Below are 23691 nucleotides of genomic sequence, written 5' to 3'. Positions count from 1 at the left end.
CCGGACGGTCATGGCATAATCCTTCACCTTTTTTTTCCAGCACCTGTAAAGGGGGCAATTCCTTGACCGTTTCAAGCAAAACGTTGCACCTTTTCGGCATCAAAGCCTGCGACACCATGAAAAAGGCGCGCACCTGGCTCGATGAACACGCTGTCAGCTATGACTTACACGATTACAAAACGGCCGGAATCGACCGTGAACACCTGACCCAATGGTGCGACGAGCACGGCTGGCAAGTGGTGTTGAACCGTGCAGGCACGACCTTTCGCAAGCTCGACGACGAACGTAAAGCCGATCTCGACCAGCCGAAAGCCATCGAACTGATGCTCGCACAACCCTCGATGATCAAGCGCCCGGTGCTCGATCTCGGTGACCGAACCCTGATTGGCTTCAAGCCAGACATCTACGCGGCAGCGCTCAAGTAAGCCCGCCCGTTCAATTTTGTTAGAGGTATTTACATGTCCACTACCGTATTCAGCCTGGCCTTTGGTGTCGGCACTCAAAACCGTCAAGGCGCGTGGCTGGAAGTGTTTTACGCACAGCCATTGCTCAATCCTTCGGCCGAACTGGTCGCGGCCATCGCCCCGGTCCTGGGCTATACCGAAGGCAATCAGGCCATCGCCTTCAGCACCGCTCAGGCCTCGCAACTGGCTGAAGCCATCAAAGGCGTCGACGCGGCGCAGGCTGCGTTGCTGACCCGTCTGGCCGAGAGCCACAAACCGCTGGTCGCGACCATTCTGGCCGAAGACGCGCAACTGACTTCCACGCCTGAGGCCTACCTCAAGCTGCACCTGCTGTCCCATCGCCTGGTCAAGCCGCATGGCCTGAACCTGGCCGGCGTGTTCCCGCTGCTGCCGAACGTCGCGTGGACCAGCCAGGGCGCCATCGACCTCGCCGAACTGGCCGAGCATCAACTGGAAGCCCGTCTGCGCGGCGAGCTGCTGGAAGTGTTCTCGGTGGACAAGTTCCCGAAAATGACCGACTACGTGGTACCGGCCGGCGTGCGTATCGCCGACGCGGCACGTATTCGTCTGGGCGCCTACGTCGGCGAAGGCACCACCGTGATGCACGAAGGTTTCGTCAACTTCAACGCCGGCACCGAAGGCCCGGGCATGATCGAAGGCCGCGTTTCCGCGGGTGTCTTCGTCGGCAAGGGTTCGGACCTGGGCGGCGGTTGCTCGACCATGGGCACCCTGTCGGGTGGCGGCAACATCGTGATCAAGGTGGGCGAAGGCTGCCTGATCGGCGCCAACGCCGGTATCGGTATCCCGTTGGGCGACCGCAACACCGTTGAATCGGGCCTGTACGTGACCGCCGGCACCAAAGTGGCACTGCTGGACGAGAACAACAAGCTGGTCAAGGTCGTGAAGGCCCGTGAACTGGCCGGTCAGCCTGACCTGCTGTTCCGCCGCAATTCGGAAACCGGTGCCGTGGAATGCAAAACCCACAAATCGGCGATCGAACTGAACGAAGCGCTGCACGCTCACAACTAAGCGTCACGGTCGACGAAACTGAACCTGTGGGGGCAGGCTTGCCCGCGAAGGAGCCTTTGAGGCTGCCAAAAAGCTTCGCGGGCAAGCCCGCTCCCACAAGGTCAGGCGCATATCCGCCCATGTTCACCAGGGCCGAACAACATGATGATTCCCTCTCCTTGGCGCGCCGATTTTCCGGCCATCGCCGCTCTGCAACGGCAAGACCAGACCTATCTGGACAACGCCGCCACCACTCAAAAACCTCAAGCCCTGCTGGATGCCCTGGCGCATTACTACGCCAATGGCGCGGCCAACGTGCATCGGGCGCAGCACTTGCCCGGCGCGCATGCCACCCAGGCATTCGAGGACAGCCGCAGCAAAGCCGCCCACTGGCTGAATGCCGGCGATTGCGGGCAGGTCATCTTTACCCACGGCGCCACCTCCGCGCTGAACCTCCTGGCCTATGGCCTGGAACACGTGTTCAATCCGGGCGACGAGATTGTCATCAGTGCCCTGGAGCATCACGCCAACCTGCTGCCATGGCAGCAACTGGCCCACCGTCGCGAGCTGAAGCTGGTGATCCTGCCACTGGCTAACGACGGTTTGATTGACCTCGATGCCGCCGCGTCGCTGATCGGCCCTCGAACCCGCTTGCTGGCAGTCAGTCAGTTGTCCAACGTGCTCGGCGCCTGGCAGCCGCTGCCTGCCTTGCTGGCGATGGCCAAGGCACACAGCGCGTTGACCGTGGTCGATGGCGCTCAAGGCGTGGTCCATGGTCGGCATGACGTGCAGGCACTGGGCTGCGACTTCTATGTGTTTTCCAGCCACAAGCTCTACGGTCCAGATGGCCTGGGCGTGTTGTTCGGACGCCATGAAGCGCTCAAGCAACTGCGCCATTGGCAATTCGGCGGCGAAATGGTGCTGGACGCGGATTACCAGCACGCACGCTTTCGCCCGGCGCCGCTGGGATTCGAGGCGGGCACGCCGCCGATTTCCAGTGTGATCGGCCTCGGGGCGACGCTGGATTACCTCGCGGGACTCGACCAGGACGCCGTCTCGGCCCATGAAGCGGCACTGCATGACTATTTGTTGAAAGGCCTTGAGGCCCGCAACGGCATCCGGTTGCTGGGCAAACCGCAACTGGCGCTGGCGAGTTTTGTCGTCGAGGGTGTGCATAACGCTGATCTGGCGCATTTGCTCACCGAACAGGGCATCGCAGTACGCGCCGGTCATCACTGCGCCATGCCACTGCTGAAAAGCTTTGAACTGGCCGGGGCGATTCGGGTGTCGTTGGCGCTGTACAACGACTCCGAAGATCTTGAGCGGTTCTTTGAAGCACTGGATCAGGCGCTGGAGTTGTTGCGATGAACTTGCCGGCTGACGCCATCACGGCGCTGGATACTTTCCAGAAGACGGCGAGTTGGGAACAACGGGCGCGGCTGCTGATGCAATGGGGCGACCGTCTGCCCGTGTTGAGCGATGTGGACAAGGTGGAGGCCAACCGTGTGCATGGCTGCGAAAGTCAGGTGTGGTTGGTCGGCGCGTTGCAGGACGGCCATTGGCAGTTCAGCGCGAGCAGTGATGCACGCCTGATTCGCGGGTTGGTGGCGTTGTTGCTGGCGCGGGTTAACGGGCTGTCGGCGGTTGAGTTGCAGCAGGTGGATTTGCCGGAGTGGTTCAACCAGTTGGGCTTGTCCCGACAACTGTCGCCCTCGCGGAGTAATGGCCTCAACGCCGTGTTACAGCGGATGAATGAGTTGGCTCAGTAGCCCTGTGGCGAGGGAGCTTGCTCCCGTTCGGCTGCGAAGCAGTCGTACATCGTTGTACACGACGCTCCTGAAACACCGAAATTCCCGGATTTGGGGCCGCTTCGCGACCCAGCGGGAGCAAGCTCCCTCGCCACACAAGTCCGTTTACGGTGCTGGCTTCAACTTATCCGCCGGCCGTCGCACCCCAGCCACAATCTTATCCACAGCCTTGGTCGCCGCGACCATGCCAAACGTCGCCGTCACCATCATCACCGCGCCAAACCCGCCGGCGCAGTCGAGCTTCACGCCATCCCCGACGAAACTCTTCTGCAAACAGATGCTGCCATCCGGTTTCGGATAGCGCAGCTGCTCGGTGGAAAACACGCACGGCACGCTGTAATGACGGGTCACGGTGCGGGAGAAGTTGTAATCGCGGCGCAGGGTCGAACGTACCTTAGAAGCCAATGGATCATTGAACGTTCGGTTCAAGTCGCAGACCTGAATCAACGTCGGATCAATCTGCCCACCCGCCCCGCCAGTGGTGATGATCTGGATCTTGCGGCGTTTGCACCAGGCGATCAGCGCCGCTTTTGCGTTGACGCTGTCGATGCAATCGATCACGCAGTCGATATTTGGCGTGATGTACTCGGCCATGGTCTCGCGGGTGACGAAGTCCGGCACTGCGTGCACCGTGCAGTCGGGATTGATTCCGCGCAAACGCTCGGCCATCACCTCGACCTTGGGTTTGCCGACCGTGCTGTCCAGCGCGTGCAGCTGGCGGTTGGCGTTGCTGACGCATACGTCGTCGAGGTCAAACAGGGAAATCTCGCCTACGCCGCAACGGGCGATGGCTTCCGCCGCCCAGGAGCCGACGCCACCGACGCCGACGATCGCCACGTGGGCCGCACGCAAGCGCTCAAGCCCTTCGATGCCATACAAACGGGCGATGCCTGCAAACCGCGGATCTTCTGTACTCATGACCATTACCCCAAAAACCGGCGCGCATTATAGGGCCGTCGGCGGCCAAGAGCATCTTTGAGCTATGAACGGGCGTCCTGACCTCATTATTCAGCCTGCACAGAACCAAGATTTAACCTGCAGGGTCCAACGAAAGAACTTAAGCCAAGTTGGATTGCCCAACGTCCGGCTTTTCCCTGTCCGCTGTACGGTCAGGGAAAGCACGGTGTAGGATGCGCGCCCCTTGGCAGTCGCCGACCGTAACTTCGTTCCACAGCCTTTGGAACCCGAAATAGCTATGTCATCGCGTAAATTTGGACTCAACCTGGTCGTGGTGCTCGCCATCGCAGCCTTGTTTACCGGCTTCTGGGCGCTGATCAACCGCCCGGTCACCGCCCCCAACTGGCCCGAACAAATCTCCGGGTTCTCCTACTCGCCGTTCCAGCAAGGCCAGTACCCGCAGAAAGAGCAGTATCCGACCGATGATCAAATGCGTCGGGACCTGGAGATCATGAGCAAGCTGACGGACAACATCCGTACTTACTCGGTCGATGGCACCCTGGGCGACATTCCCAAGCTGGCTGAAGAATTCGGCCTGCGGGTCACTCTCGGCATCTGGATCAGCCCGGACCTGGAACGCAACGAGCGCGAGATCACCCGAGCCATCGAAATCGCCAACTCCTCACGCAGCGTGGTTCGCGTGGTGGTAGGCAACGAGGCGATCTTCCGTAAGGAAATTACCGCTGCGGAACTCAGCGTGATCCTTGATCGCGTCCGTGCCGCCGTGAAGGTCCCGGTCACCACGTCCGAGCAATGGCACGTCTGGGAAGAACACCCGGAACTGGCCAAGCACGTCGACCTGATTGCCGCGCACGTTCTGCCTTACTGGGAATACGTGCCGGTGGACAAGGCCGGCCAATTCGTCCTCGACCGCGCCCGCGACCTGAAAAAGATGTTCCCGAAAAAACCGCTGTTGCTTTCGGAGGTTGGCTGGCCGAGCAACGGCCGCATGCGTGGCGGCACCGATGCGAGCCCGGCGGATCAGGCGATCTACCTGCGCACGCTGGTGAACAAGCTCAACCGCCAAGGCTTCAACTACTTCGTGATCGAAGCGTTTGACCAGCCGTGGAAAGCCAGTGACGAAGGTTCGGTGGGCGCGTACTGGGGCGTGTTCAACGCCGCGCGTCAGCAGAAATTCAACTTCGAAGGCCCGGTGGTCGCGATTCCGCAATGGCGCGTGCTGGCCATCGGCTCGGCGGTACTGGCCTTGCTGTCCCTGACCTTGCTGATGATCGACGGCTCGGCCCTGCGTCAACGTGGCCGTACCTTCCTGACCTTTATCGCGTTCCTGTGCGGTTCGGTATTGGTGTGGATCGGTTATGACTACAGCCAGCAATACAGCACCTGGTTCAGCCTGACGGTCGGATTCCTGCTCGCACTTGGCGCGCTCGGGGTCTTTATCGTATTGCTGACCGAGGCCCACGAACTGGCCGAAGCGGTCTGGACCCACAAGCGGCGGCGTGAATTCCTGCCCGTTGTAGGCGATTCGGACTACAGGCCGAAAGTGTCGATTCACGTCCCTTGCTACAACGAGCCGCCGGAGATGGTCAAACAGACCCTCAATGCCCTGGCCAACCTCGACTATCCGGACTTCGAAGTCCTGATCATCGACAACAACACCAAGGACCCGGCGGTCTGGGAACCGGTGCGCGATTACTGCGCAACCCTGGGCCCGCGCTTCAAGTTCTTCCACGTCGCACCTCTGGCCGGTTTCAAGGGCGGCGCGCTGAACTACCTGATTCCGCACACCGCCAAGGATGCGGAAGTGATTGCGGTGATCGACTCCGATTACTGCGTCGACCCGAACTGGCTCAAGCACATGGTGCCGCACTTCGCCGATCCGAAAATCGCTGTGGTGCAGTCGCCGCAGGATTACCGCGACCAGAACGAAAGCACCTTCAAGAAGCTCTGCTATGCGGAATACAAAGGCTTCTTCCACATCGGCATGGTCACCCGTAACGACCGCGACGCGATCATCCAGCACGGCACCATGACCATGACCCGTCGCTCGGTGCTCGAGGAGCTGGGCTGGGCTGACTGGTGTATCTGTGAAGATGCCGAACTGGGTCTGCGTGTGTTCGAGAAAGGTTTGTCGGCGGCGTATTACCACACCAGCTACGGCAAAGGGCTGATGCCCGATACCTTTATCGACTTCAAGAAACAGCGTTTCCGCTGGGCCTACGGTGCGATTCAGATCATCAAGCGTCACACCGCGAGTTTGCTGCGCGGCAAGGACACCGAGCTGACCCGCGGCCAGCGTTACCACTTCCTCGCGGGCTGGTTGCCGTGGGTGGCCGATGGCATGAACATCTTCTTCACCGTCGGCGCACTGTTGTGGTCGGCGGCGATGATCATCGTTCCGCAGCGCGTCGATCCACCATTGCTGATTTTCGCGATCCCGCCATTGGCCCTGTTCGTGTTCAAGGTCGGCAAGATCATCTTCCTTTACCGTCGCGCCGTTGGCGTGAACCTGAAGGACGCGTTCTGCGCGGCACTGGCAGGCCTGGCGCTGTCGCACACCATCGCCAAAGCGGTGCTGTACGGCTTCTTCACCAGCAGCATTCCGTTCTTCCGTACGCCGAAAAACGCCGACAACCACGGCTTCTGGGTGGCGATTTCGGAGGCCCGTGAAGAGGTGTTCATCATGTTGCTGTTGTGGGGCGCGGCGCTGGGGATCTTCCTCGTGAACGGGCTGCCGAGCAACGACATGCGCTTCTGGGTGATCATGTTGCTGGTGCAGTCGCTGCCGTACCTGGCGGCGCTGATCATGGCGTTCCTGTCCTCGCTGCCGAAACCGGCGGTCGAGGCCGAAACGGCACCGGCAGTCTAAATCTTTGCAGATGCACTAAACGGCGGCCAATGGCCGCCGTTTTGCTTTAAGATAACCGCCATTTTGCAGGGCTTGGCGTGATATCCATCCCTGTGGGAGCGAGCCCGCTCGCGATGGCAATGTAACAATCACCGTTTATGTTGACTGCCACACCGCCATCGCCAACAGGCTGGCTCCCACATTCAGTCCGCGCCCACATTCATGATCTCCGGAGTTTTCCATGACGGCCCACGCCGACCTTTCGCCGACCCTTCAACTCGCCATCGACCTGATCCGCCGTCCGTCCGTGACGCCGCTCGACGCCGATTGCCAGAAGCAGATGATGCAGCGCCTGGGCGATGCCGGTTTCACCCTGGAACCGATGCGCATCGAAGATGTGGATAACTTCTGGGCTACCCACGGCAAACACGACGGCCCAGTGCTGTGTTTCGCCGGTCACACCGACGTGGTCCCGACCGGCCCGGTAACGGCCTGGCAGATCGATCCGTTCAACGCGCTGATCGACGAACACGGCATGCTCTGCGGCCGTGGCGCGGCGGACATGAAAGGCAGCCTCGCGTCCATGACCGTGGCCGCCGAGCGCTTCGTCGCCGACTACCCGGATCACAAGGGCAAGGTCGCGTTCCTGATCACCAGCGACGAAGAAGGCCCGGCGCATCACGGCACCAAGGCGGTCGTCGAGCGCCTCGCCGCTCGCAAGGAGCGTCTGGACTGGTGCATCGTCGGTGAACCGTCGAGCACCACGCTGGTGGGTGACGTGGTCAAGAACGGCCGTCGCGGTTCCCTTGGCGCCAAACTGACCGTGCGCGGTGTGCAGGGTCACGTCGCTTATCCACACCTGGCCAAGAACCCGATCCACCTCGCCGCCCCGGCGCTGGCCGAACTGGCCGCGGAACACTGGGACCACGGCAACGATTTCTTCCCGCCGACCAGTTTCCAGATTTCCAATGTGAATTCCGGCACGGGCGCGACCAACGTGATCCCGGGTGATCTGGTGGCGGTGTTCAACTTCCGCTTCTCCACCGAATCCACCGTCGAAGGTCTGCAAAAGCGCGTCGCCGACATCCTCGACAGGCATGGCCTGGACTGGCACATCGACTGGGCGCTGTCCGGCCTGCCGTTCCTCACCGAACCAGGCGCGTTGCTGGATGCCGTGGCATCAAGCATCAAGGACGTCACCGGTCGCGACACCAAGGCGTCCACCAGCGGTGGCACCTCCGACGGCCGCTTCATCGCGACCATGGGTACACAAGTGGTTGAACTGGGCCCGGTCAACGCGACGATCCACCAGGTCAACGAGCGTGTGCTGGCCGCTGATCTCGACGTGCTGACCGAAATCTACTACCAGACCCTGATCAAGTTGCTCGCCTGATGCTCGCCTGCCCGATCTGCAACGAACCGTTGAACGCGGTGGACAATGGTGTGGCCTGCCCCGCCGGGCATCGTTTCGACCGTGCGCGCCAGGGTTATCTGAACCTGTTGCCGGTGCAGCACAAAAACAGCCGCGACCCTGGGGATAACCTGGCGATGGTTGAAGCCCGACGCGACTTCCTGAACGCCGGCCACTACGCGCCGGTGGTCAAGCGCCTCGCTGAACTGGCGGCTGAATACGCGCCGCAGCGCTGGCTCGACATCGGTTGTGGGGAGGGTTACTACACCGCACAAATCGCCGAGGCCTTGCCCAACGCTGACGGTTACGCGCTGGACATCTCCCGGGAAGCGGTCAAACGCGCCTGCAAACGCAACCCGCAGCTGACCTGGTTGATCGCCAGCATGGCGCGGGTGCCGCTGGCCTCTGGCAGCTGTCAGTTTCTCGCCAGCGTCTTCAGCCCGCTGGACTGGGAAGAAGCCAAGCGCTTGCTCAGTCCCGGCGGCGGCTTGATGAAAGTCGGGCCGACCAGCGGCCATCTGATGGAATTGCGCGAACGGCTGTACGATGAAGTGCGTGAGTACACCGACGACAAGCACCTGGCGCTGGTCCCGCAAGGCATGGCTTTGCAGCACAGCGAAACCCTGGAATTCAAACTGACGCTTTCAAGTGGTCAGGATCGCGCCAACCTGTTGGCCATGACACCCCACGGCTGGCGCGCCAGCGCCGAACGCCGGGCGGCGGTCATCGAACAGGCCGAGCCGTTCGAGGTCACCGTGTCGATGCGTTACGATTACTTCGTACTTCAATAATTTTTTGGTCTTGAGCAACGGCTTGAGGCCGGCTAAATCCGCGAATGGATTTTTCAGACCCGCAGTGAGGACATCCATGCGCCAACCCGATATCGAGATTTACCTGAAAGACGCCGACGTCGACTACAAGGCCGTTGCCACCTGGCTCGGTGAAGCGTTGGGCCCGTGTACCGACTGGGTTCAGAAAGGCCAGACCTACAAGTGCAAGGCCGGCAACGTGCCGGTGACCTGGTTGCCGAAAGCCGTAGGAAAATGGAACAGCCTTTACCTGGAAAGCGACCAGACGCCGTGGGAAGACGACATCGCCTGTGCCCGCGCCGCGTTTGCTGCGCTGAACGTAGAAGTACGTTGTGCGCCGGGCAGCTGGGTCGAGGAAGAAGGTGAAGAGACAGCGGATCGCTGGATGCGCATCAGCGCCGACGGTGAAGAAGAGATCACCTGGAAAACGGCTTAAAAAGCAAAAAGATCGCAGCCTTCGGCAGCTCCTACAGGGTGTTCATCCTTCAATGCAGGAGCTGCCGAAGGTTGCGATCTTTTGATCTTAAGGCTTAAAGCCCCACCACATCCTCAGCCTGCAACCCCTTCTCGCCGGTCACTACCGCGTACTCGACCTGCTGACCTTCCGTCAGCGAGCGGTGGCCTTCACCGCGAATCGCACGGTAGTGCACGAACACATCCACCCCGTCCGCGCGCTGAATAAAACCGTAGCCCTTGGCGTCGTTGAACCACTTCACATTGCCGGTTTCACGTGTTGCCATTTGTTCATACCCCTTTTTTATTATTGATCGGGCTTTTCGCAGGAAAGCCTCGGTAACAGTGCTTGCGCGGACCAGGTGCCACTATCTAGCCAGTGCGGGCTCGCCGAGTATATGACAGCTGCCAAAACTCTCAACTCAACTTTACTTAGGCGCTTTTTTGCCGATTTTCGGTGAATCCGGCACACTATCGGCCGCCCGAGCAAACGCTCGGTTTTATTCACTCATGCAGATGCCGTATGACCCGTTCCCCGTTCCGCCGTCTTGTGTTTGGCACCCTGCGCCGATTGCTCTATCTCTGGGTTCGCTCCGAGACGATCAACCAGTCGTCGTTCACCCTCAACCTCGACCGCAGTCGTCCGGTGTTCTACGTCCTGCAAAACCCTTCGCTGACCGACCTCGCCGTGGTCGACACCGAATGCAGCAAGGCCGGCCTGCCTCGCCCGGTGTTACCGGTGTCTGTCGGCAATCTGCTGGAACCCGCCGCGTTCTTTTACCTGACACCGGACCCCGACTGGCTCGGTCGCCAGGACAAGCGCGGTGCGCCGCCGACCCTGACCCGCCTGGTCAGCGCCCTGAGCCAGAATGCCGCCGAAGACGCGCAGATCATCCCGGTCAGCGTGTTCTGGGGGCAATCGCCGGACAGCGAATCGAGTCCGTGGAAACTGTTGTTCGCCGACAGTTGGGCCGTTACCGGACGTCTGCGCCGCTTGCTGAGCATCATCGTGCTCGGACGCAAGACCCGCGTGCAGTTCTCCGCGCCGATCCACCTGCGCGAACTGATCGATCACAACAAAGGTCACGAGCGTACCGTACGCATGGCCCAGCGGATTCTGCGGGTGCACTTCCGCAACCTCAAAGCCGCCGTCATCGGCCCGGACATTTCCCACCGGCGCAATCTGGTCAAGGGCCTGCTGAATCAGCCGCTGGTCAAGCAAGCGATTCTCGACGAAGCCGAGCGGGAAAACATCTCCCCGGAGAAAGCCAAGGCCCAGGCCCTGCGCTACGGCAACGAGATCGCCTCGGACTACACCTACACCGCGATCCGATTTCTGGAAGTGGTGCTGAGCTGGTTCTGGAACAAGATCTACGACGGGATCAAGGTCAACCACATCGAAGGCGTGCAGAAGGTCGCCCAAGGTCACGAAGTGATCTACGTGCCGTGCCACCGCAGCCATATCGACTACTTGCTGCTGTCCTACTTGCTGTTCCGCAACGGCCTGACCCCGCCGCACATCGCCGCCGGGATCAACCTCAACATGCCGGTGATCGGCAGCCTGTTGCGTCGTGGCGGTGCGTTCTTCATGCGTCGCACGTTCAAGGGCAACCCGCTGTACACCTCGGTGTTCAACGAATACCTGCACACCCTGTTCACCAAAGGCTTTCCGGTCGAGTACTTCGTCGAGGGCGGCCGTTCGCGCACCGGGCGCATGCTGCAACCGAAAACCGGGATGCTCGCGATCACCCTGCGCAGCTTCCTGCGCTCGTCGCGCATGCCGATCGTCTTCATCCCCGTGTACATCGGCTACGAACGCGTGCTGGAAGGCCGGACCTACCTCGGCGAACTGCGCGGTGCGAGCAAAAAGAAAGAATCGATCTTCGACATCTTCAAAGTCATTGGCGCGCTCAAACAGCGCTTCGGCCAGGTGGCGGTGAACTTCGGCGAGCCGATCAAACTGGCAGAATTCCTCGACAGCGAGCAGCCAAACTGGCGCCAACAGGAACTCGGCCCGCAGTTCAAACCGGCGTGGCTCAACGAAACCACCAACCGCCTCGGCGAAAAAGTCGCGCAACACCTGAACGAAGCGGCAGCGATCAACCCGGTCAATCTCGTGGCGTTGGCATTGCTGTCCACCAGCCGTCTGGCACTGGATGATCGGGCCATGGCACGGGTGCTGGATCTGTATCTGGCGCTGTTGCGCAAGGTGCCGTACTCGCCGCACACCACGCTGCCGGAGGGTGACGGTCGCGCACTGATCGAGCATGTGAAAGACATGGATCTGCTGTCCGAACAAAGTGATGCACTGGGCAAGATTCTGTACCTGGACGAGCAGAATGCCGTCCTGATGACCTATTACCGCAACAACGTGCTGCACATTTTCGCGTTGCCGGCGCTGCTGGCGAGCTTCTTCCAGAGCGCTTCGCGCATGAGCCGTGAGCAGATCCTGCGCTACACCCGCGCGCTGTATCCGTACCTGCAATCGGAGCTGTTCATTCGCTGGTCGCTGGACGAACTGGATGCCGTGATCGATCAATGGCTCGAAGCGTTCGTCGAGCAGGGCCTGCTGCGTTTTGAAAATGACGTTTACCTGCGCCCGGCGCCGAGTTCGCGGCATTTCGTGTTGCTGACCTTGCTGTCGAAGAGCATCGCCCAGACGCTGCAACGCTTCTACATGACCGTTTCCCTGCTGCTCAACAGTGGCCAGAACAGCATCAGCGCCGAAGAACTGGAGGACCTGTGCACGGTGATGGCCCAGCGCCTGTCAATCCTGCACGGGCTGAATGCCCCGGAGTTCTTCGACAAGAGCCTGTTCCGCCACTTCATCCAGACCCTGCTTGACCTGGACGTGCTCAAACGTGACGAAGCCGGCAAGTTGAGCTACCACGAACTGCTCGGCGAACTGGCCGAAGGCGCGGCCAAACGGGTGTTGCCGGCAGAAATTCGTTTATCGATTCGTCAGGTGGCATTGCATCGTAGTGAAGATGCCGCGGATCTGGTCACCACCCAGCCCGAGACTTGACGCAAAAATCTGTGGGAGCGGGCTTGCTCCCACATCAGATTGGAAATATCACATGAAAAAACTCTCTCTATTGGCCATCTCCGCTTTGCTCGGAGCCTGTCATTCGATGCAGCCCGCCGCCAAAACCAGCCTCGATGGCGAAGTCTTCTACCTGCAACGCATCGCCCTGCCGCCGACCGCCATCCTGAGCGTCAGCTTGCAGGACGTGTCTCTGGCCGACGCCCCCGCCGTGGTGCTCGACGAACAGATGGGCCCCGTCAAAGGTCAGGTGCCACTGCCATTCCATCTGAGTTACGATCCGGCTCAGGTCAAACCCGGACATCGATATTCCGTCAGCGCGCGCATCGAAGTGGATGGCAAACTGGTATTCATCACCACCGAACACCATGCCGTGCAACTGGATGGCAGCGATCCGCAGCCACTGAAAATCCGCGTCGACGCTGTCCGCTAAATGTCTTTTTGCTCAATTTTTCCGAACAAGGAAGCCGCCATGTTCCGCCCTACCCTTCGCTTCGCCGGCCTCTGCGCAGGCTTGATGATTTCCGCCAGCGCCATGGCGCTATCGCTCAGTGACCTGTCGCAAAAAGACGCCACCGGTGGCCTCAAGGACGCCCTGACCCAAGGCGCGCAACTGGCCGTCAAACAACTCGGTACACCGGGCGGGTTCAGCAACAACCCCGACGTGAAAATCGAACTGCCAGGCAAACTGGGCAAGGTCGCCAGCAAGATGAAGCAGTTCGGCATGGGCGACCAGGTTGATCAACTGGAAACCAGCATGAACAAAGCGGCAGAAACCGCCGTGACCCAGGCCCAGCCGATCCTCGTGGACGCCGTGAAGAAAATGTCCGTTGAAGACGCCAAGGGCATCCTCAGCGGCGGCAACGATTCGGCCACCCAATACCTGAACAAAACCAGCCGCGAACAAATCCGCGCCAAGTTCCTGCCGATCGTCAAGCAAGCCACCGACCAGGTCGGCCTGGCCAAGCAGTACAACTCGTTCGCCGGCCAAGCCGCGACCATGGGCGTGATCGATACAAAAAATGCCAACATTGAAAGCTACGTCACCGAACAGGCACTGAACGGCTTGTTCGAAATGATCGGCAAACAGGAAGAAACCATTCGCCAGAATCCTGCAGCGGCAGCGACCAGTCTGGCGAAGAAGGTGTTTGGCACCCTCTAAGCCTCAACGCCGATCCTGTGGGGCCTAGCCTGCTCGCGAAAGCGGTGTGTCAGTCGAATTTGATATCTACTGACACACCGCCATCGCAACCAAGCCCGCGCCACAAGATCAGCGTATATCCGAGAGAACAAGTCGACTGTCAGCCCGCCATCGCGACCAAGCCCGACGCCTACACAAGCAGATGCCCCCCCCCCCACCAAACCACGAGGTCGAGCGTTAGCTCGCCTTGCGCTCTTGATCTTGATCTACCCGCCCCTTCGGGAGGCTGAGTGGAGGTGTTCATCCGGGGAGTGGCGCGCAGCGCCGTTCGACGCAGTCGAACTCATCGCATGTAGGTGCCAGCGAAGCCAACCGGAGGGCGATGCCCCCGGATGAATGCCGGAGCGAAGGAACGCCGAGCCTTAGCGAGGGGCCGGACGCTCGGGGCGAGACCTTTTGGTTCCTTTTGGGGCGTTTGCCAAAAGGGACTCGCCGTAAGGGCGAAACCGCCAGCAGCCGTTACCGCAAAAAAGGATATGTACCCAGCCAACAAAAGCCTGGTCGGCCCAAAGGCCGCCAAGACCTCAAACCGGTTCTTTCTTGATGCGGAACCAAGCCGCATACAGCGCCGGCAAAAACAGCAGCGTCAACGCCGTCGCCACAATCAGCCCCCCCATGATCGCCACCGCCATCGGCCCGAAGAACACGCTGCGTGACAGCGGGATCATTGCCAGCACCGCAGCGAGCGCGGTCAGGACGATCGGCCGGAAACGACGCACCGTGGCCTCGATGATCGCCTGCCAGGGTTTGAGCCCGGCGGCGATGTCCTGCTCGATCTGGTCCACCAGAATCACCGAGTTGCGCATGATCATCCCGGACAGCGCAATGGTGCCGAGCATAGCCACAAAACCAAACGGCTGGCGGAACACCATCAGGAACAGGGTCACGCCGATCAATCCCAATGGCGCTGTCAGAAACACCATCACCGTGCGTGAGAAACTGCGCAGTTGCAGCATCAGCAACGTCAGCACCACCACAATGAACAGCGGCACACCGGCCTTCACCGAGTTCTGGCCACGGGCCGAGTCCTCCACAGTCCCGCCGACTTCCAGCAAATACCCATCAGGCAGCTCAGCACGGATCGGATCGAGCGTCGGCATGATCTGCTGCACCAGCGTCGCCGGTTGTTCCCTGCCGTAGATGTCGGCGCGAATCGTCACGTTCGGCAAGCGATTGCGGTGCCAGATGATGCCTTCTTCAAAGCCGTATTCCAGCGTCGCGATTTGCGACAGCGCCACGCTGCGACCGTTGTCGGTCGGCACCGCCAGGCTTGGCAGCAACGACAGTTCAGTGCGCTCATGCAACGTCCCGCGCAAAAGGATCTCGATCAACTCGTTGTCTTCGCGGTACTGGCTGACGCTGGAACCGGTCAGTGAACTTTGCAGGAACTTCGACAGGTTCGCCGTGCTAACGCCCAGCGCTCGGGCGCGGTCCTGATCGACGTTCAGATAAACCACTTTGCTCGGTTCTTCCCAATCCAGATGGACGTTGGCCACGTGGGGATTTTCGCGAACCTTGGCCGCCACTTTGCGGGCCAGGGCGCGGACGTCTTCGATGTGTTCACCGGTAACGCGGAACTGCACCGGATAGCCAACCGGCGGGCCGTTTTCCAGACGCGTCACCCGCGAGCGCAGGGCCGGGAATTGCTCGTTGAGGGTTTCGATCAGCCAGGTGCGCAGGGTTTCGCGATCCTCGATGGTCTTGGCCAGGACGACAAACTGGGCGAAGCTCGCCGCAGGAAGTTGCTGATCCAGCGGCAGGTAGAAGCGCGGCGAACCGGTGCCGACGTAGGCCACGTAGTTATCGATGCCGGCGTGATCCTTCAGTAAACCTTCAAGACGTTTAACCTGGTCGGCGGTGTTGCTCAACGAAGCACCTTCGGCGAGTTTCAGATCGACCATCAATTCCAGTCGCCCGGAGGCCGGGAAGAATTGCTGCGGCACAAAACGGAACAACACAATGGAGGCAATGAACAACAGCACCGTCAGCGCGATTACCGTCTTGCGCCAGCGCACGCACCACTCCACCAGACGTCGGACACGCTCATAAAAAGGCGTGGCGTACGGATCCGGTTGCCCCGCGCCGTGTTTGGCGGCGTGAATCTTCGCCAGATCCGGCAGGAGCTTTTCCCCCAGATAGGGCACGAAAACCACGGCGGCAATCCACGACGCCAACAGTGCGATGGTCACGACCTGGAAGATCGAGCGGGTGTACTCGCCAGTGCCCGATTGCGCAGTGGCAATCGGCAGAAAGCCTGCAGCGGTAATCAGCGTGCCGGTAAGCATCGGGAACGCGGTGCTGGTCCAGGCGTAACTCGCGGCTTTGATCCGGTCGAAGCCCTGCTCCATTTTGATCGCCATCATTTCGACGGCGATGATCGCATCGTCCACCAGCAAACCCAGCGCCAGCACCAGCGCACCGAGGGAAATCTTGTGCAGGCCGATGCCGAGGTAATACATGCAGGCGAAGGTCATCGCCAACACCAGCGGAATCGCCAGCGCCACCACCATGCCGGTGCGCACGCCGAGGGAGAAAAAGCTCACCAACAGAACGATGGCCAAGGCTTCCACCAGCACCTGTACAAATTCACCGACCCCGGTTTTCACCGCAGCGGGCTGATCGGAAACCTTGCGCAGTTGCATGCCGGCCGGAAGGTTTTTCTGGATTCGGGCGAACTCGATCTCCAGTGCCTTGCCCAGCACCAGAATGTCGCCACCGTCCTTCATCGCCACGGCCAGACCGATGGCGTCTTCGGCCATGAAGCGCATGCGTGGCGCCGGTGGATCGTTGAAACCACGGTGCACGTCCGCGACATCGGAGATACGGAACGTGCGATCACCGACGCGAATCGGGAAGTTCTTGATCTCTTCGACTGTCTGAAAATTCCCCGAAACCCGTAGCTGCAATCGCTCGCTGGTGGTTTCAAAGAAGCCAGCCGTGGACATCGCGTTCTGCTCTTCAAGCGCCTGCTGCACCGCTGCCAACGGCAAGCCGAGGGTGGCGAGTTTGACGTTGGAAAGCTCGATCCAGATCTTCTCGTCCTGCAACCCGAGCAGGTCGACCTTGCCCACGTCCTTGACCCGTTGCAGCTGAATCTGGATGCGGTCGGCGTAGTCCTTGAGCACCGCGTAATCAAAACCGTCGCCGGTCAGCGCATAGATATTGCCGAACGTAGTACCGAATTCATCGTTGAAAAAAGGCCCCTGAATACCTGGCGGCAGGGTATGACGAATGTCACTGATCTTCTTGCGCACCTGATACCAGAGGTCCGGGATTTGCACCGAGTGCATGGAGTCGCGAGCGACAAACGTCACCTGGGATTCGCCGGGGCGAGAGAACGACACGATGCGCTCGTACTCGCCGGTTTCCATCAGCTTCTTTTCAATGCGTTCGCTAACCTGGCGGGACACTTCCTCGGCAGTGGCCCCCGGCCAGTTGGTGCGGATCACCATCGCCTTGAAGGTGAATGGAGGGTCTTCGCTCTGGCCGAGCTTGGTGTAGGAAAGTGCGCCGACGACCGCCAGCAACAGCATCAGGAACAGTACGATCTGGCGATTACGCAGCGCCCATTCGGAAAGATTGAAACCCATCGGGGATTACTCCTTGTCCGCCAGATTGACCACGCGGTTGGAGCGATCCACCGGGCGCACTTGCTGCCCGTCATGAAGCACATGGACACCGGCGGCCACCACCCAGTCGCTGGCGTTCAGGCCTTCGAGCACCGGCACGGTTTTCTCGCCGAATGCACCGACCCGGACCGGGGCTTTTTTCAGGGTGTTGTTGGCGCCAAGGACCCACACGTAGGTGGCGCCGTTTTCCGCAGTGAGGGCCGACAGTGGCACCGACAGCGACACCACATCGGCGGTCTGGATGAACACCCGGGCGCTCTGGCCGAGTTCGGCCGGGACTTTGCCGGCAGTGAATGCAATGCGGGCGGCGAAGGTGCGGGACTTTGGATCAGCGGCGGGCGACAGCTCACGGATACGTCCGGCGAATCGTTGATCGGGTTGGGTCCAGAGTTCCACCGACACCGGCTGCCCGACCTTGAAACGACCGAAGCTCTGCTCCGGCAGGCTGATCAACACTTCGCGCTCGCCATCGGTGGCGAGGGTGAATACGGTTTGACCGGCGGCGACGACCTGCCCGACTTCCACCGCACGCTTGGCCACGACGCCATCCTGAGGCGCGCGCAGCACCGCATAGCTGGCCTGATTGGTAGACACGTTGAATTCGGCCTTGATCTGCTTCAGGCGCGCTTCACCGGATCTATAGAGATTTTCAGAATTGTCGTACTGGGAACGGCTGACCATCTGACGGTCCATCAGGGTCTTGTAGCGATCACGCTCGGCGCGTACGAGATTGAGATTGGCTTCGGCAGCCGCGACCTGAGCGCGGGTCGCTTCCAGTTGCAGACGCACGTCCTGGGGGTCGAGCTCCGCCAAGGGCTGGTCGGCCTTGACCCGCTGCCCTTCTTCGACCAGTCGTCGGCTGACTTTGCCGCCGATGCGAAAGGCCAGGTCCGGCTCGTAGCGGGCACGGACTTCACCGGGATAGCTTTCCATCGCCTGGGCCGAGGGCTCTGGCTGCACGACCATGGCCGGCCGAACAGTGACTTGCGGCGCCTCTTCGTGACCACACGCAGACAATAAAAACGCCAGACTGATTGGCAACGCGAGGGGCAAGGCATAGCGGAACATGGCGAAGGACCTTTCGCTAATGGTGCTTGGAATAATTATACTTGCCAGTATGTTATTAATAGCAAACTCACCAGTCCAGTATTAAAAACGAATATGCCGAACAATCTTTCAACACCCAATGGCCCGGGCCGCCCCAAGGATCTGGCCAAGCGCCAGGCGATCCTCGATGCGGCGAAAATCCTGTTTCTGAGTAATGGTTATGCGAGCACCAGCATGGACGCCGTCGCGGCCGAGGCTGGCGTGTCGAAACTGACCGTCTACAGCCATTTCAACGACAAGGAGACGCTGTTCTCCGCCGCCGTGGTCGCCAAGTGCGAAGAGCAACTGCCTACGCTGTTTTTCGAATTGCCCGACGGCGTCTCAGTGGAAACGGTGCTGTTGAACATCGCGCGCGGTTTTCATCACCTGATCAATAGCGATGAATCGGTGAACCTGCACCGGTTGATGATGACGCTGGGCAGCCAGGACCCGAAGCTCTCGCAAATTTTCTTCGAGGCCGGACCGGAGCGCATGCTGCATGGCATGGAGCGCTTGCTGAGCAAGGTGGATCAGAGCGGTGCGTTGAGCATCGACAAGCCCCGCAATGCGGCGGAGCATTTCTTTTGCCTGCTCAAGGGCGCGGGGAATTTTCGCTTGTTGTATGGCTGTGGCGAGCCGCTGACCGGTGATGCGGCCGAGGACCATGTGCGGGAAGTGGTGGGGTTGTTTATGCGGGCTTATCGGCCAGAGGCAGTCTGATAGATCTTGTGTCTGAACCGACGCTATCGCGGGCTTGCCCGCGATTGGAACGCTTCGGACTCAAGGCTTGAGCGCCTTCTTCGGATAAATGTCATACCGACTGGATTTCCCGTCCAGCGCATGACTCGGCTTCGGCCCCGCAATGCACGGCGCCTTGCGCGGGCGCTTCACCACCACGCGATGGCTGGCCAATGCCAACGCCGCCTCCAACAACGCGGGTGCATCCGGGTCATCCCCCACCAACGGCCGGAACAGGCGCATTTCCTTCTTCACCAGCGCCGTTTTCTCACGGTGGGGAAACATCGGGTCGAGGTAGATCACCTGCGGTGGTTCGCCTTCCCAGTTGCGCATGACCTCGATCGAGTTGCCCTTGAGCAAACGCATGCGCGCCACAATCGACGCCACGTCGAAATCTTCCGCGCCCCGTGCCAAACCATCCTCAAGCAACGCACCGATCAACGGCTGGCGTTCGATCAGGCTCATCTCGCAGCCCAGGCTCGCCAGCACGAACGCATCCTTGCCCAGCCCCGCCGTGGCGTCCAGCACCCGCGGGCGCACGCCCTGCGCGATGCCAACAGCCTTGGCGATCATCTGACCGGTGCCGCCGCCGAACAACCGGCGATGAGCCGCGCCCCCCTCAACGAAGTCCACCCGCACCGGCCCCGGCGCGTCCGGCCCCAGTTGTTGCAACTGCAAACCCTGCTCGCCCACCTGCAAGGCAAACTCGCCATCAGTCACTTGCAAAGGCAGGCCCAGGCGTTCGGCCCATTGCTCGGCCTGTGGCTGAAAAGCCGTGCCCAGGGCCTCGACATGGATGCGGCAAGCCGCCGGTTGCTCAATCATGGGAAAACACGCTCAAAAAATTAATGATCGGCAAAAACGGCCGATAACAAAACTAACGAGCATTTTGCCAGAGCTGAGCGTCGACCGAGAGAAATGTCAGACATTCAACGCACATCGATAGGTTACATCTCGCCCCACGGCGATTTTGGCCTGCGAAATTCCCAGGCACTGAGCGGCGTCAGTCACCTGTGGCAAGATTTTTTTGCCCAGGCCCTGGCCGATCAGTCGGGCGATGTCGTGCCGGCTTCTCTCGATTTTCCAGCGGTCGATCTCGACAGCCCGGTCGAACCTACGATCGGCAGCGAGCTGCTGGCACACATCGTTTCCCAGCGTGAATGCGATGTGAAGGAAACCCAGGTCAAGCCACCCGAGCCGCTGTTCCTGCCGATTGCCGAGTTCGAAATGGAGCTGGCCGACAAACCGTTCCCGCCGTTCCCGCCGGAAGAAATCGTCGCTCAGCAGAAGCAGCAGGACTTCGAAAGCGGCTGGGTTCGCCCGATCGTGCTGACCCACGGCCAGCCGCTGCCGGTCCCAGGCGCTGCACCACAACCGCGTCCACTGCACCTGCCGATCGCCGAGTTCGAAATGGACCTGCTGGACAAACCCTTCCCGCCGTTCCCGCCCGAAGAGCTCGCGGAACAACAGAAAAACTTCGATTTCGACATCGGCTGGGCGCGCCCGATCGTTCTGCAGAACCTGCGCATCGCTGCCTGACCGTCAATAACAAGCCCTCAGCGACATACCCACCACGGCCCGACATCCACGTGAAAATGATTGCGATGGGCGGCGTTATAGTCCGGGCTCAACACCACACTGAACACGTCGCAGGCACCGTCGCGGACCTGACGTAAAAACCGTGCGTCCTGATTATCCTTCGGCCAATCCTTGAGCACGCTGATGGAACGCCCGTTGGCCAGGCGAAAACCGGCGATATCCAGCGCATTCGCCGTGGCATGCTGGCTGAGTCTGCCATTCTCACGGCCGTAGACATTACGGCAGGCAAAGCTCCCCAGATGATCGACACGGGTGACTGCTTGCCCATAGACCGCCTGCGCCGCAGGTTGCAGCGCGTGATGCTCGAACAGGGCAAATGACACCGCCAGGCGGCAACTGGCGAGGAAGCTGCTGCTCAATGCGACGTCGCCGCCCTGCACGCGCAAGGCATCGTTCAACGGACACTTTGCGTCAGGACTGTCGGCTTGAGGGGCGACGCGCAATCCGGAACTGCTCAGGGCTTGCTCGCACAATTGCGGATCATCGCGCAGCCGCATCAGTTTGTAGCGGGTCAACAGGTTAGGTTCGGCCTTCACGTCCAGCGGCGCCCAAGGGTTCCACTGCGGCGGCAGCGAGATCCAGCCGCGCCAGACGCTCGCGCCCGCCACACCGAGCATCAGCACCAACACCAGCAGCACCCGCAAAAACCGCATTGTCAGCCTTTGAACAATTGATTGGCCTGCGCGTACGGCATCGACCGCGACGTAAAGCTGAACGTTCCCGAAGTCTTGATCTCTTGGGCAGCCCGGTAGAACTCGCCAAGCGCTGCCAACGCCAGTGCCGAACCGACACTGATGCGTTTGACGCCCATCTCGCTCAACTGCTCGACCGTCAATTTCAGCCCGCCAGACATCAACACATTCACCGGTTTGGGCGCCACGGCGCGGACCACCGCCAATACGTCTTCAGCGCTGCGCAGACCCGGCGCATACAGCACGTCGGCGCCTGCTTCGGCGAAGGCCTGCAAGCGGCGAATGGTGTCGTCCAGATCGGGATTGCCATGCAGGAAGTTCTCGGCTCGTGCCGTCAACGTGAAGGGGAACGGCAAACTGCGAGCGGCGGCGACAGCGGCTTCGATCCGTGCCACAGCATGCTCGAAGCAGTAGATCGGCGCCGCTTCCCGCCCCGTGGCATCTTCGATCGAACCACCCACGGCGCCGGCTGCGGCGGCTCGCAAAATACTTTGCGCACACTCGGCCGGATCGTCGGCAAAACCGTTTTCCAGATCGACCGCCACCGGCAGATCGGTCGCCGCGACAATCGCCCGAACATTCGCCAGGGTATCGTCCAGCGTCAGTCCGCCATCGGGACGGCCTTGGGAAAAGGCATAACCGGCACTGGTGGTCGCCAGCGCCTCGAAGCCCAGGCTGGCGAGCATTTTCGCCGAGCCGGCGTCCCACGGGTTGGGAATGACAAAAGCCCCGTCGCGTTCATGCAGCGCTTTGAACGCCTGGGCTCGAAGGGTTTGCGCATCCATTGGCAGGCTCCTGAAAAGGGCGGGGAAAACGCCTCAGAGCAGGCCAAGTTGCTCGGCGGCGGGCTCTCTGTATAGCTCAGGCAGCGGCGGCAATCCAGGCAAACGCAGCATCAGTTGTGCGTGAAAACGTTGCGCCAGCTTCGCGGCCAGCAGGTTGTCGGCGGTGTGCAGGAAAATATAAGGCGTGCGGCCCTCTTCGATCCACAGGGCGATTTTCTCGACCCAGGGCACCAGGAACGGATCGTTGGCTTCCAGTTGCGGATGGCCGATGAACCGCACTTGCGGGAACCGGGTGAACGCCGCCGGACGGGGCGGAACCCTGGGTTTCTTCGATTGAGCGTGAAGGACGGAAGGATCGGTCGAGATACAGCTGAACAGCGCACGCGGATCGAGGCAGATACGTTCGACGCCACGATCGAGCAGCAGACGATTGAGCGAGCGCTCGGCATCACCCTTGGCGAAGAAATCGTCGTGACGCACTTCGATGGCCAGAGGCCGGTCCACGGCGTCGATAAAACCCGCCAGCTCGTGCAGTCGTTGGGGTGTGAAGCTTTTCGACAGCTGCAACCACAATGGCGAGACTCGTTCGCCCAAGGGGCTGAGCAGTTGCAGGAAGGTTTCCGTGGCGGTGAGCTGTTCGCGCAGGTCACCGCCGTGGCTGATGTCGCCGGGGAACTTGGCGGTGAAGCGAAAGTGTTCGGGCATGGTCTCGGCCCAGCGCTGCACGGTGCTGGCAGCCGGGCTCGCGTAGAAGGTCGTGTTGCCTTCCACGGCATTGAATACTTGAGAATACAGATGAAGAAAATCGGAGGGTTTCGCGTCTTGCGGATAGAGGTAATCGCGCCAGGCGTTTTCACTCCAGGACGGGCAGCCGAGGTAGTAAGGCAGTCGCATCAGATGTACAGGTCGAGACCCATCACATCCGAATCCCAATCGACAAAACCGGCGGTGCTGAGGTAGCTGGCCAGCGCCATCGCGACGGTTTTGCTCATGGCGCGGTGGTAAATCATGTCTTGTTGACGCGCGGGAAGATTGCTCAGGCGCTGCGCGGAGGCTTTGGCGGCGCGGGCGGCCAGTTGCTCTTCGGAAGGGAGTTCCAGCTCGCCCTCGATATCGACGGATTCGTCCTCAACCACATGCCCTTTGCGAGGCTTGCGCTTGATGGGGTAGGACTGAGAGGAAAGGCCGTCTATACGCAT

At 60.7% G+C, this 23691-nt stretch carries 22 protein-coding genes; 13 read left to right on the top strand and 9 right to left on the bottom strand.

Going from position 1 to position 23691, the window contains the following annotated elements; translation table 11 throughout:
• Window positions 1–62 precede the first annotated feature (62 nt).
• The 4 genes from B723_RS11290 (at window position 63) to B723_RS11275 (ending at window position 3241) form a co-directional block, all read left to right on the top strand.
• Entirely contained in the window at window positions 63–425 is a 363-nt protein-coding gene (locus tag B723_RS11290; protein WP_017336695.1) for an ArsC family reductase, read from the top strand.
• 33 nt (window positions 426–458) lie between these two features.
• Window positions 459–1493 carry a 2,3,4,5-tetrahydropyridine-2,6-dicarboxylate N-succinyltransferase gene (gene dapD, locus B723_RS11285; RefSeq protein WP_017336694.1) on the top strand — a complete coding sequence of 345 codons (1035 nt, stop codon included), beginning with the start codon at window positions 459–461 and terminating at the stop codon, window positions 1491–1493.
• Window positions 1494–1634: 141 nt separating this feature from the next.
• Window positions 1635–2840, top strand: coding sequence for an aminotransferase class V-fold PLP-dependent enzyme (locus B723_RS11280; RefSeq protein WP_017336693.1), 1206 nt, complete (start codon window positions 1635–1637; stop codon window positions 2838–2840).
• The gene (locus B723_RS11275) at window positions 2837–3241 is read left to right on the top strand and encodes a SufE family protein (RefSeq protein ID WP_017336692.1); all 405 of its coding nucleotides are present in this window, start codon (window positions 2837–2839) and stop codon (window positions 3239–3241) included. The genes B723_RS11280 and B723_RS11275 overlap by 4 nt, the downstream gene beginning before the upstream one ends.
• A gap of 144 nt (window positions 3242–3385) precedes the next feature.
• Here B723_RS11275 and tcdA read toward each other — a convergent pair whose 3' ends face one another.
• Window positions 3386–4204: a tRNA cyclic N6-threonylcarbamoyladenosine(37) synthase TcdA gene (gene tcdA, locus B723_RS11270; protein ID WP_017336691.1), complete on the bottom strand. Its 819-nt coding sequence runs from the start codon at window positions 4202–4204 to the stop codon at window positions 3386–3388.
• A gap of 271 nt (window positions 4205–4475) precedes the next feature.
• Between tcdA and B723_RS11265 the strand changes: the two genes are divergently transcribed.
• The 4 genes from B723_RS11265 to B723_RS11250 all read left to right on the top strand — a co-directional run bounded on the left by B723_RS11265 (window position 4476) and on the right by B723_RS11250 (window position 9702).
• Complete coding sequence (locus B723_RS11265) at window positions 4476–7067, top strand: glycosyltransferase (protein ID WP_017336690.1); 2592 nt, start codon at window positions 4476–4478, stop codon at window positions 7065–7067.
• Between the two features lie 220 nt (window positions 7068–7287).
• Entirely contained in the window at window positions 7288–8439 is a 1152-nt protein-coding gene (dapE, locus tag B723_RS11260) for a succinyl-diaminopimelate desuccinylase (RefSeq protein ID WP_017336689.1), read from the top strand.
• A complete protein-coding gene (locus B723_RS11255; protein ID WP_017336688.1) occupies window positions 8439–9248 on the top strand; it encodes a putative RNA methyltransferase in 810 nt (269 codons plus the stop codon). The genes dapE and B723_RS11255 overlap by 1 nt, the downstream gene beginning before the upstream one ends.
• A gap of 76 nt (window positions 9249–9324) precedes the next feature.
• A complete protein-coding gene (locus tag B723_RS11250) occupies window positions 9325–9702 on the top strand; it encodes a hypothetical protein (RefSeq protein WP_017336687.1) in 378 nt (125 codons plus the stop codon).
• Window positions 9703–9796: 94 nt separating this feature from the next.
• Here the strand turns inward: B723_RS11250 and B723_RS11245 are convergent, their stop codons facing one another.
• Window positions 9797–10006: a cold-shock protein gene (locus tag B723_RS11245; protein WP_017336686.1), complete on the bottom strand. Its 210-nt coding sequence runs from the start codon at window positions 10004–10006 to the stop codon at window positions 9797–9799.
• 236 nt (window positions 10007–10242) lie between these two features.
• Here B723_RS11245 and plsB point away from each other — a divergent pair, with 236 nt between their 5' ends.
• From plsB to B723_RS11230, 3 genes are read left to right on the top strand one after another with little or no spacing between them, the layout of a single operon-like run.
• Complete coding sequence (plsB, locus tag B723_RS11240) at window positions 10243–12744, top strand: glycerol-3-phosphate 1-O-acyltransferase PlsB (RefSeq protein ID WP_017336685.1); 2502 nt, start codon at window positions 10243–10245, stop codon at window positions 12742–12744.
• A gap of 52 nt (window positions 12745–12796) precedes the next feature.
• A complete protein-coding gene (locus B723_RS11235; RefSeq protein ID WP_017336684.1) occupies window positions 12797–13195 on the top strand; it encodes a YbaY family lipoprotein in 399 nt (132 codons plus the stop codon).
• Window positions 13196–13234: 39 nt separating this feature from the next.
• A complete protein-coding gene (locus B723_RS11230) occupies window positions 13235–13924 on the top strand; it encodes a DUF4197 domain-containing protein (protein ID WP_017336683.1) in 690 nt (229 codons plus the stop codon).
• Between the two features lie 563 nt (window positions 13925–14487).
• Here the strand turns inward: B723_RS11230 and B723_RS11225 are convergent.
• On the bottom strand, window positions 14488–17553 hold the full coding sequence (locus B723_RS11225) for an efflux RND transporter permease subunit (protein ID WP_017336682.1): 3066 nt from the start codon (window positions 17551–17553) through the stop codon (window positions 14488–14490).
• A gap of 6 nt (window positions 17554–17559) precedes the next feature.
• Window positions 17560–18660, bottom strand: coding sequence for an efflux RND transporter periplasmic adaptor subunit (locus B723_RS11220; RefSeq protein WP_017336681.1), 1101 nt, complete (start codon window positions 18658–18660; stop codon window positions 17560–17562).
• A gap of 93 nt (window positions 18661–18753) precedes the next feature.
• On the opposite strand from B723_RS11220, the gene B723_RS11215 reads away from it, so the two are divergent.
• Window positions 18754–19398, top strand: a complete 645-nt coding sequence (locus B723_RS11215; RefSeq protein WP_017336680.1) for a TetR/AcrR family transcriptional regulator — start codon at window positions 18754–18756, stop codon at window positions 19396–19398.
• Between the two features lie 60 nt (window positions 19399–19458).
• On the opposite strand, the gene B723_RS11210 is transcribed toward B723_RS11215, so the two are convergent.
• Window positions 19459–20241 (bottom strand): class I SAM-dependent methyltransferase, encoded by a 783-nt coding sequence (locus B723_RS11210; RefSeq protein ID WP_017336679.1) that lies wholly within the window; start codon window positions 20239–20241, stop codon window positions 19459–19461.
• 93 nt (window positions 20242–20334) lie between these two features.
• Here B723_RS11210 and B723_RS11205 point away from each other — a divergent pair, with 93 nt between their 5' ends.
• Complete coding sequence (locus B723_RS11205; RefSeq protein ID WP_017336678.1) at window positions 20335–20955, top strand: hypothetical protein; 621 nt, start codon at window positions 20335–20337, stop codon at window positions 20953–20955.
• A gap of 17 nt (window positions 20956–20972) precedes the next feature.
• On the opposite strand, the gene B723_RS11200 is transcribed toward B723_RS11205, so the two are convergent.
• Genes B723_RS11200 through B723_RS11185 form a run of 4 tightly spaced genes read right to left on the bottom strand, consistent with a single transcriptional unit; the run spans window position 20973 to window position 23691 of the window.
• Window positions 20973–21668, bottom strand: coding sequence for an extensin family protein (locus B723_RS11200; RefSeq protein ID WP_017336677.1), 696 nt, complete (start codon window positions 21666–21668; stop codon window positions 20973–20975).
• A 2-nt stretch (window positions 21669–21670) separates the two neighbouring features.
• The gene (locus B723_RS11195; protein ID WP_017336676.1) at window positions 21671–22492 is read right to left on the bottom strand and encodes an isocitrate lyase/PEP mutase family protein; all 822 of its coding nucleotides are present in this window, start codon (window positions 22490–22492) and stop codon (window positions 21671–21673) included.
• 33 nt (window positions 22493–22525) lie between these two features.
• On the bottom strand, window positions 22526–23386 hold the full coding sequence (locus tag B723_RS11190) for a DUF72 domain-containing protein (protein ID WP_017336675.1): 861 nt from the start codon (window positions 23384–23386) through the stop codon (window positions 22526–22528).
• Window positions 23386–23691, bottom strand: a complete 306-nt coding sequence (locus B723_RS11185; protein WP_017336674.1) for a hypothetical protein — start codon at window positions 23689–23691, stop codon at window positions 23386–23388. The genes B723_RS11190 and B723_RS11185 overlap by 1 nt, the downstream gene beginning before the upstream one ends.

Source organism: Pseudomonas fluorescens NCIMB 11764, from assembly GCF_000293885.2.
In the GTDB taxonomy this organism is placed as follows: Bacteria; Pseudomonadota; Gammaproteobacteria; order Pseudomonadales; family Pseudomonadaceae; genus Aquipseudomonas; species Aquipseudomonas fluorescens_B.
This window is presented reverse-complemented; position numbering and strand designations above follow the sequence as displayed.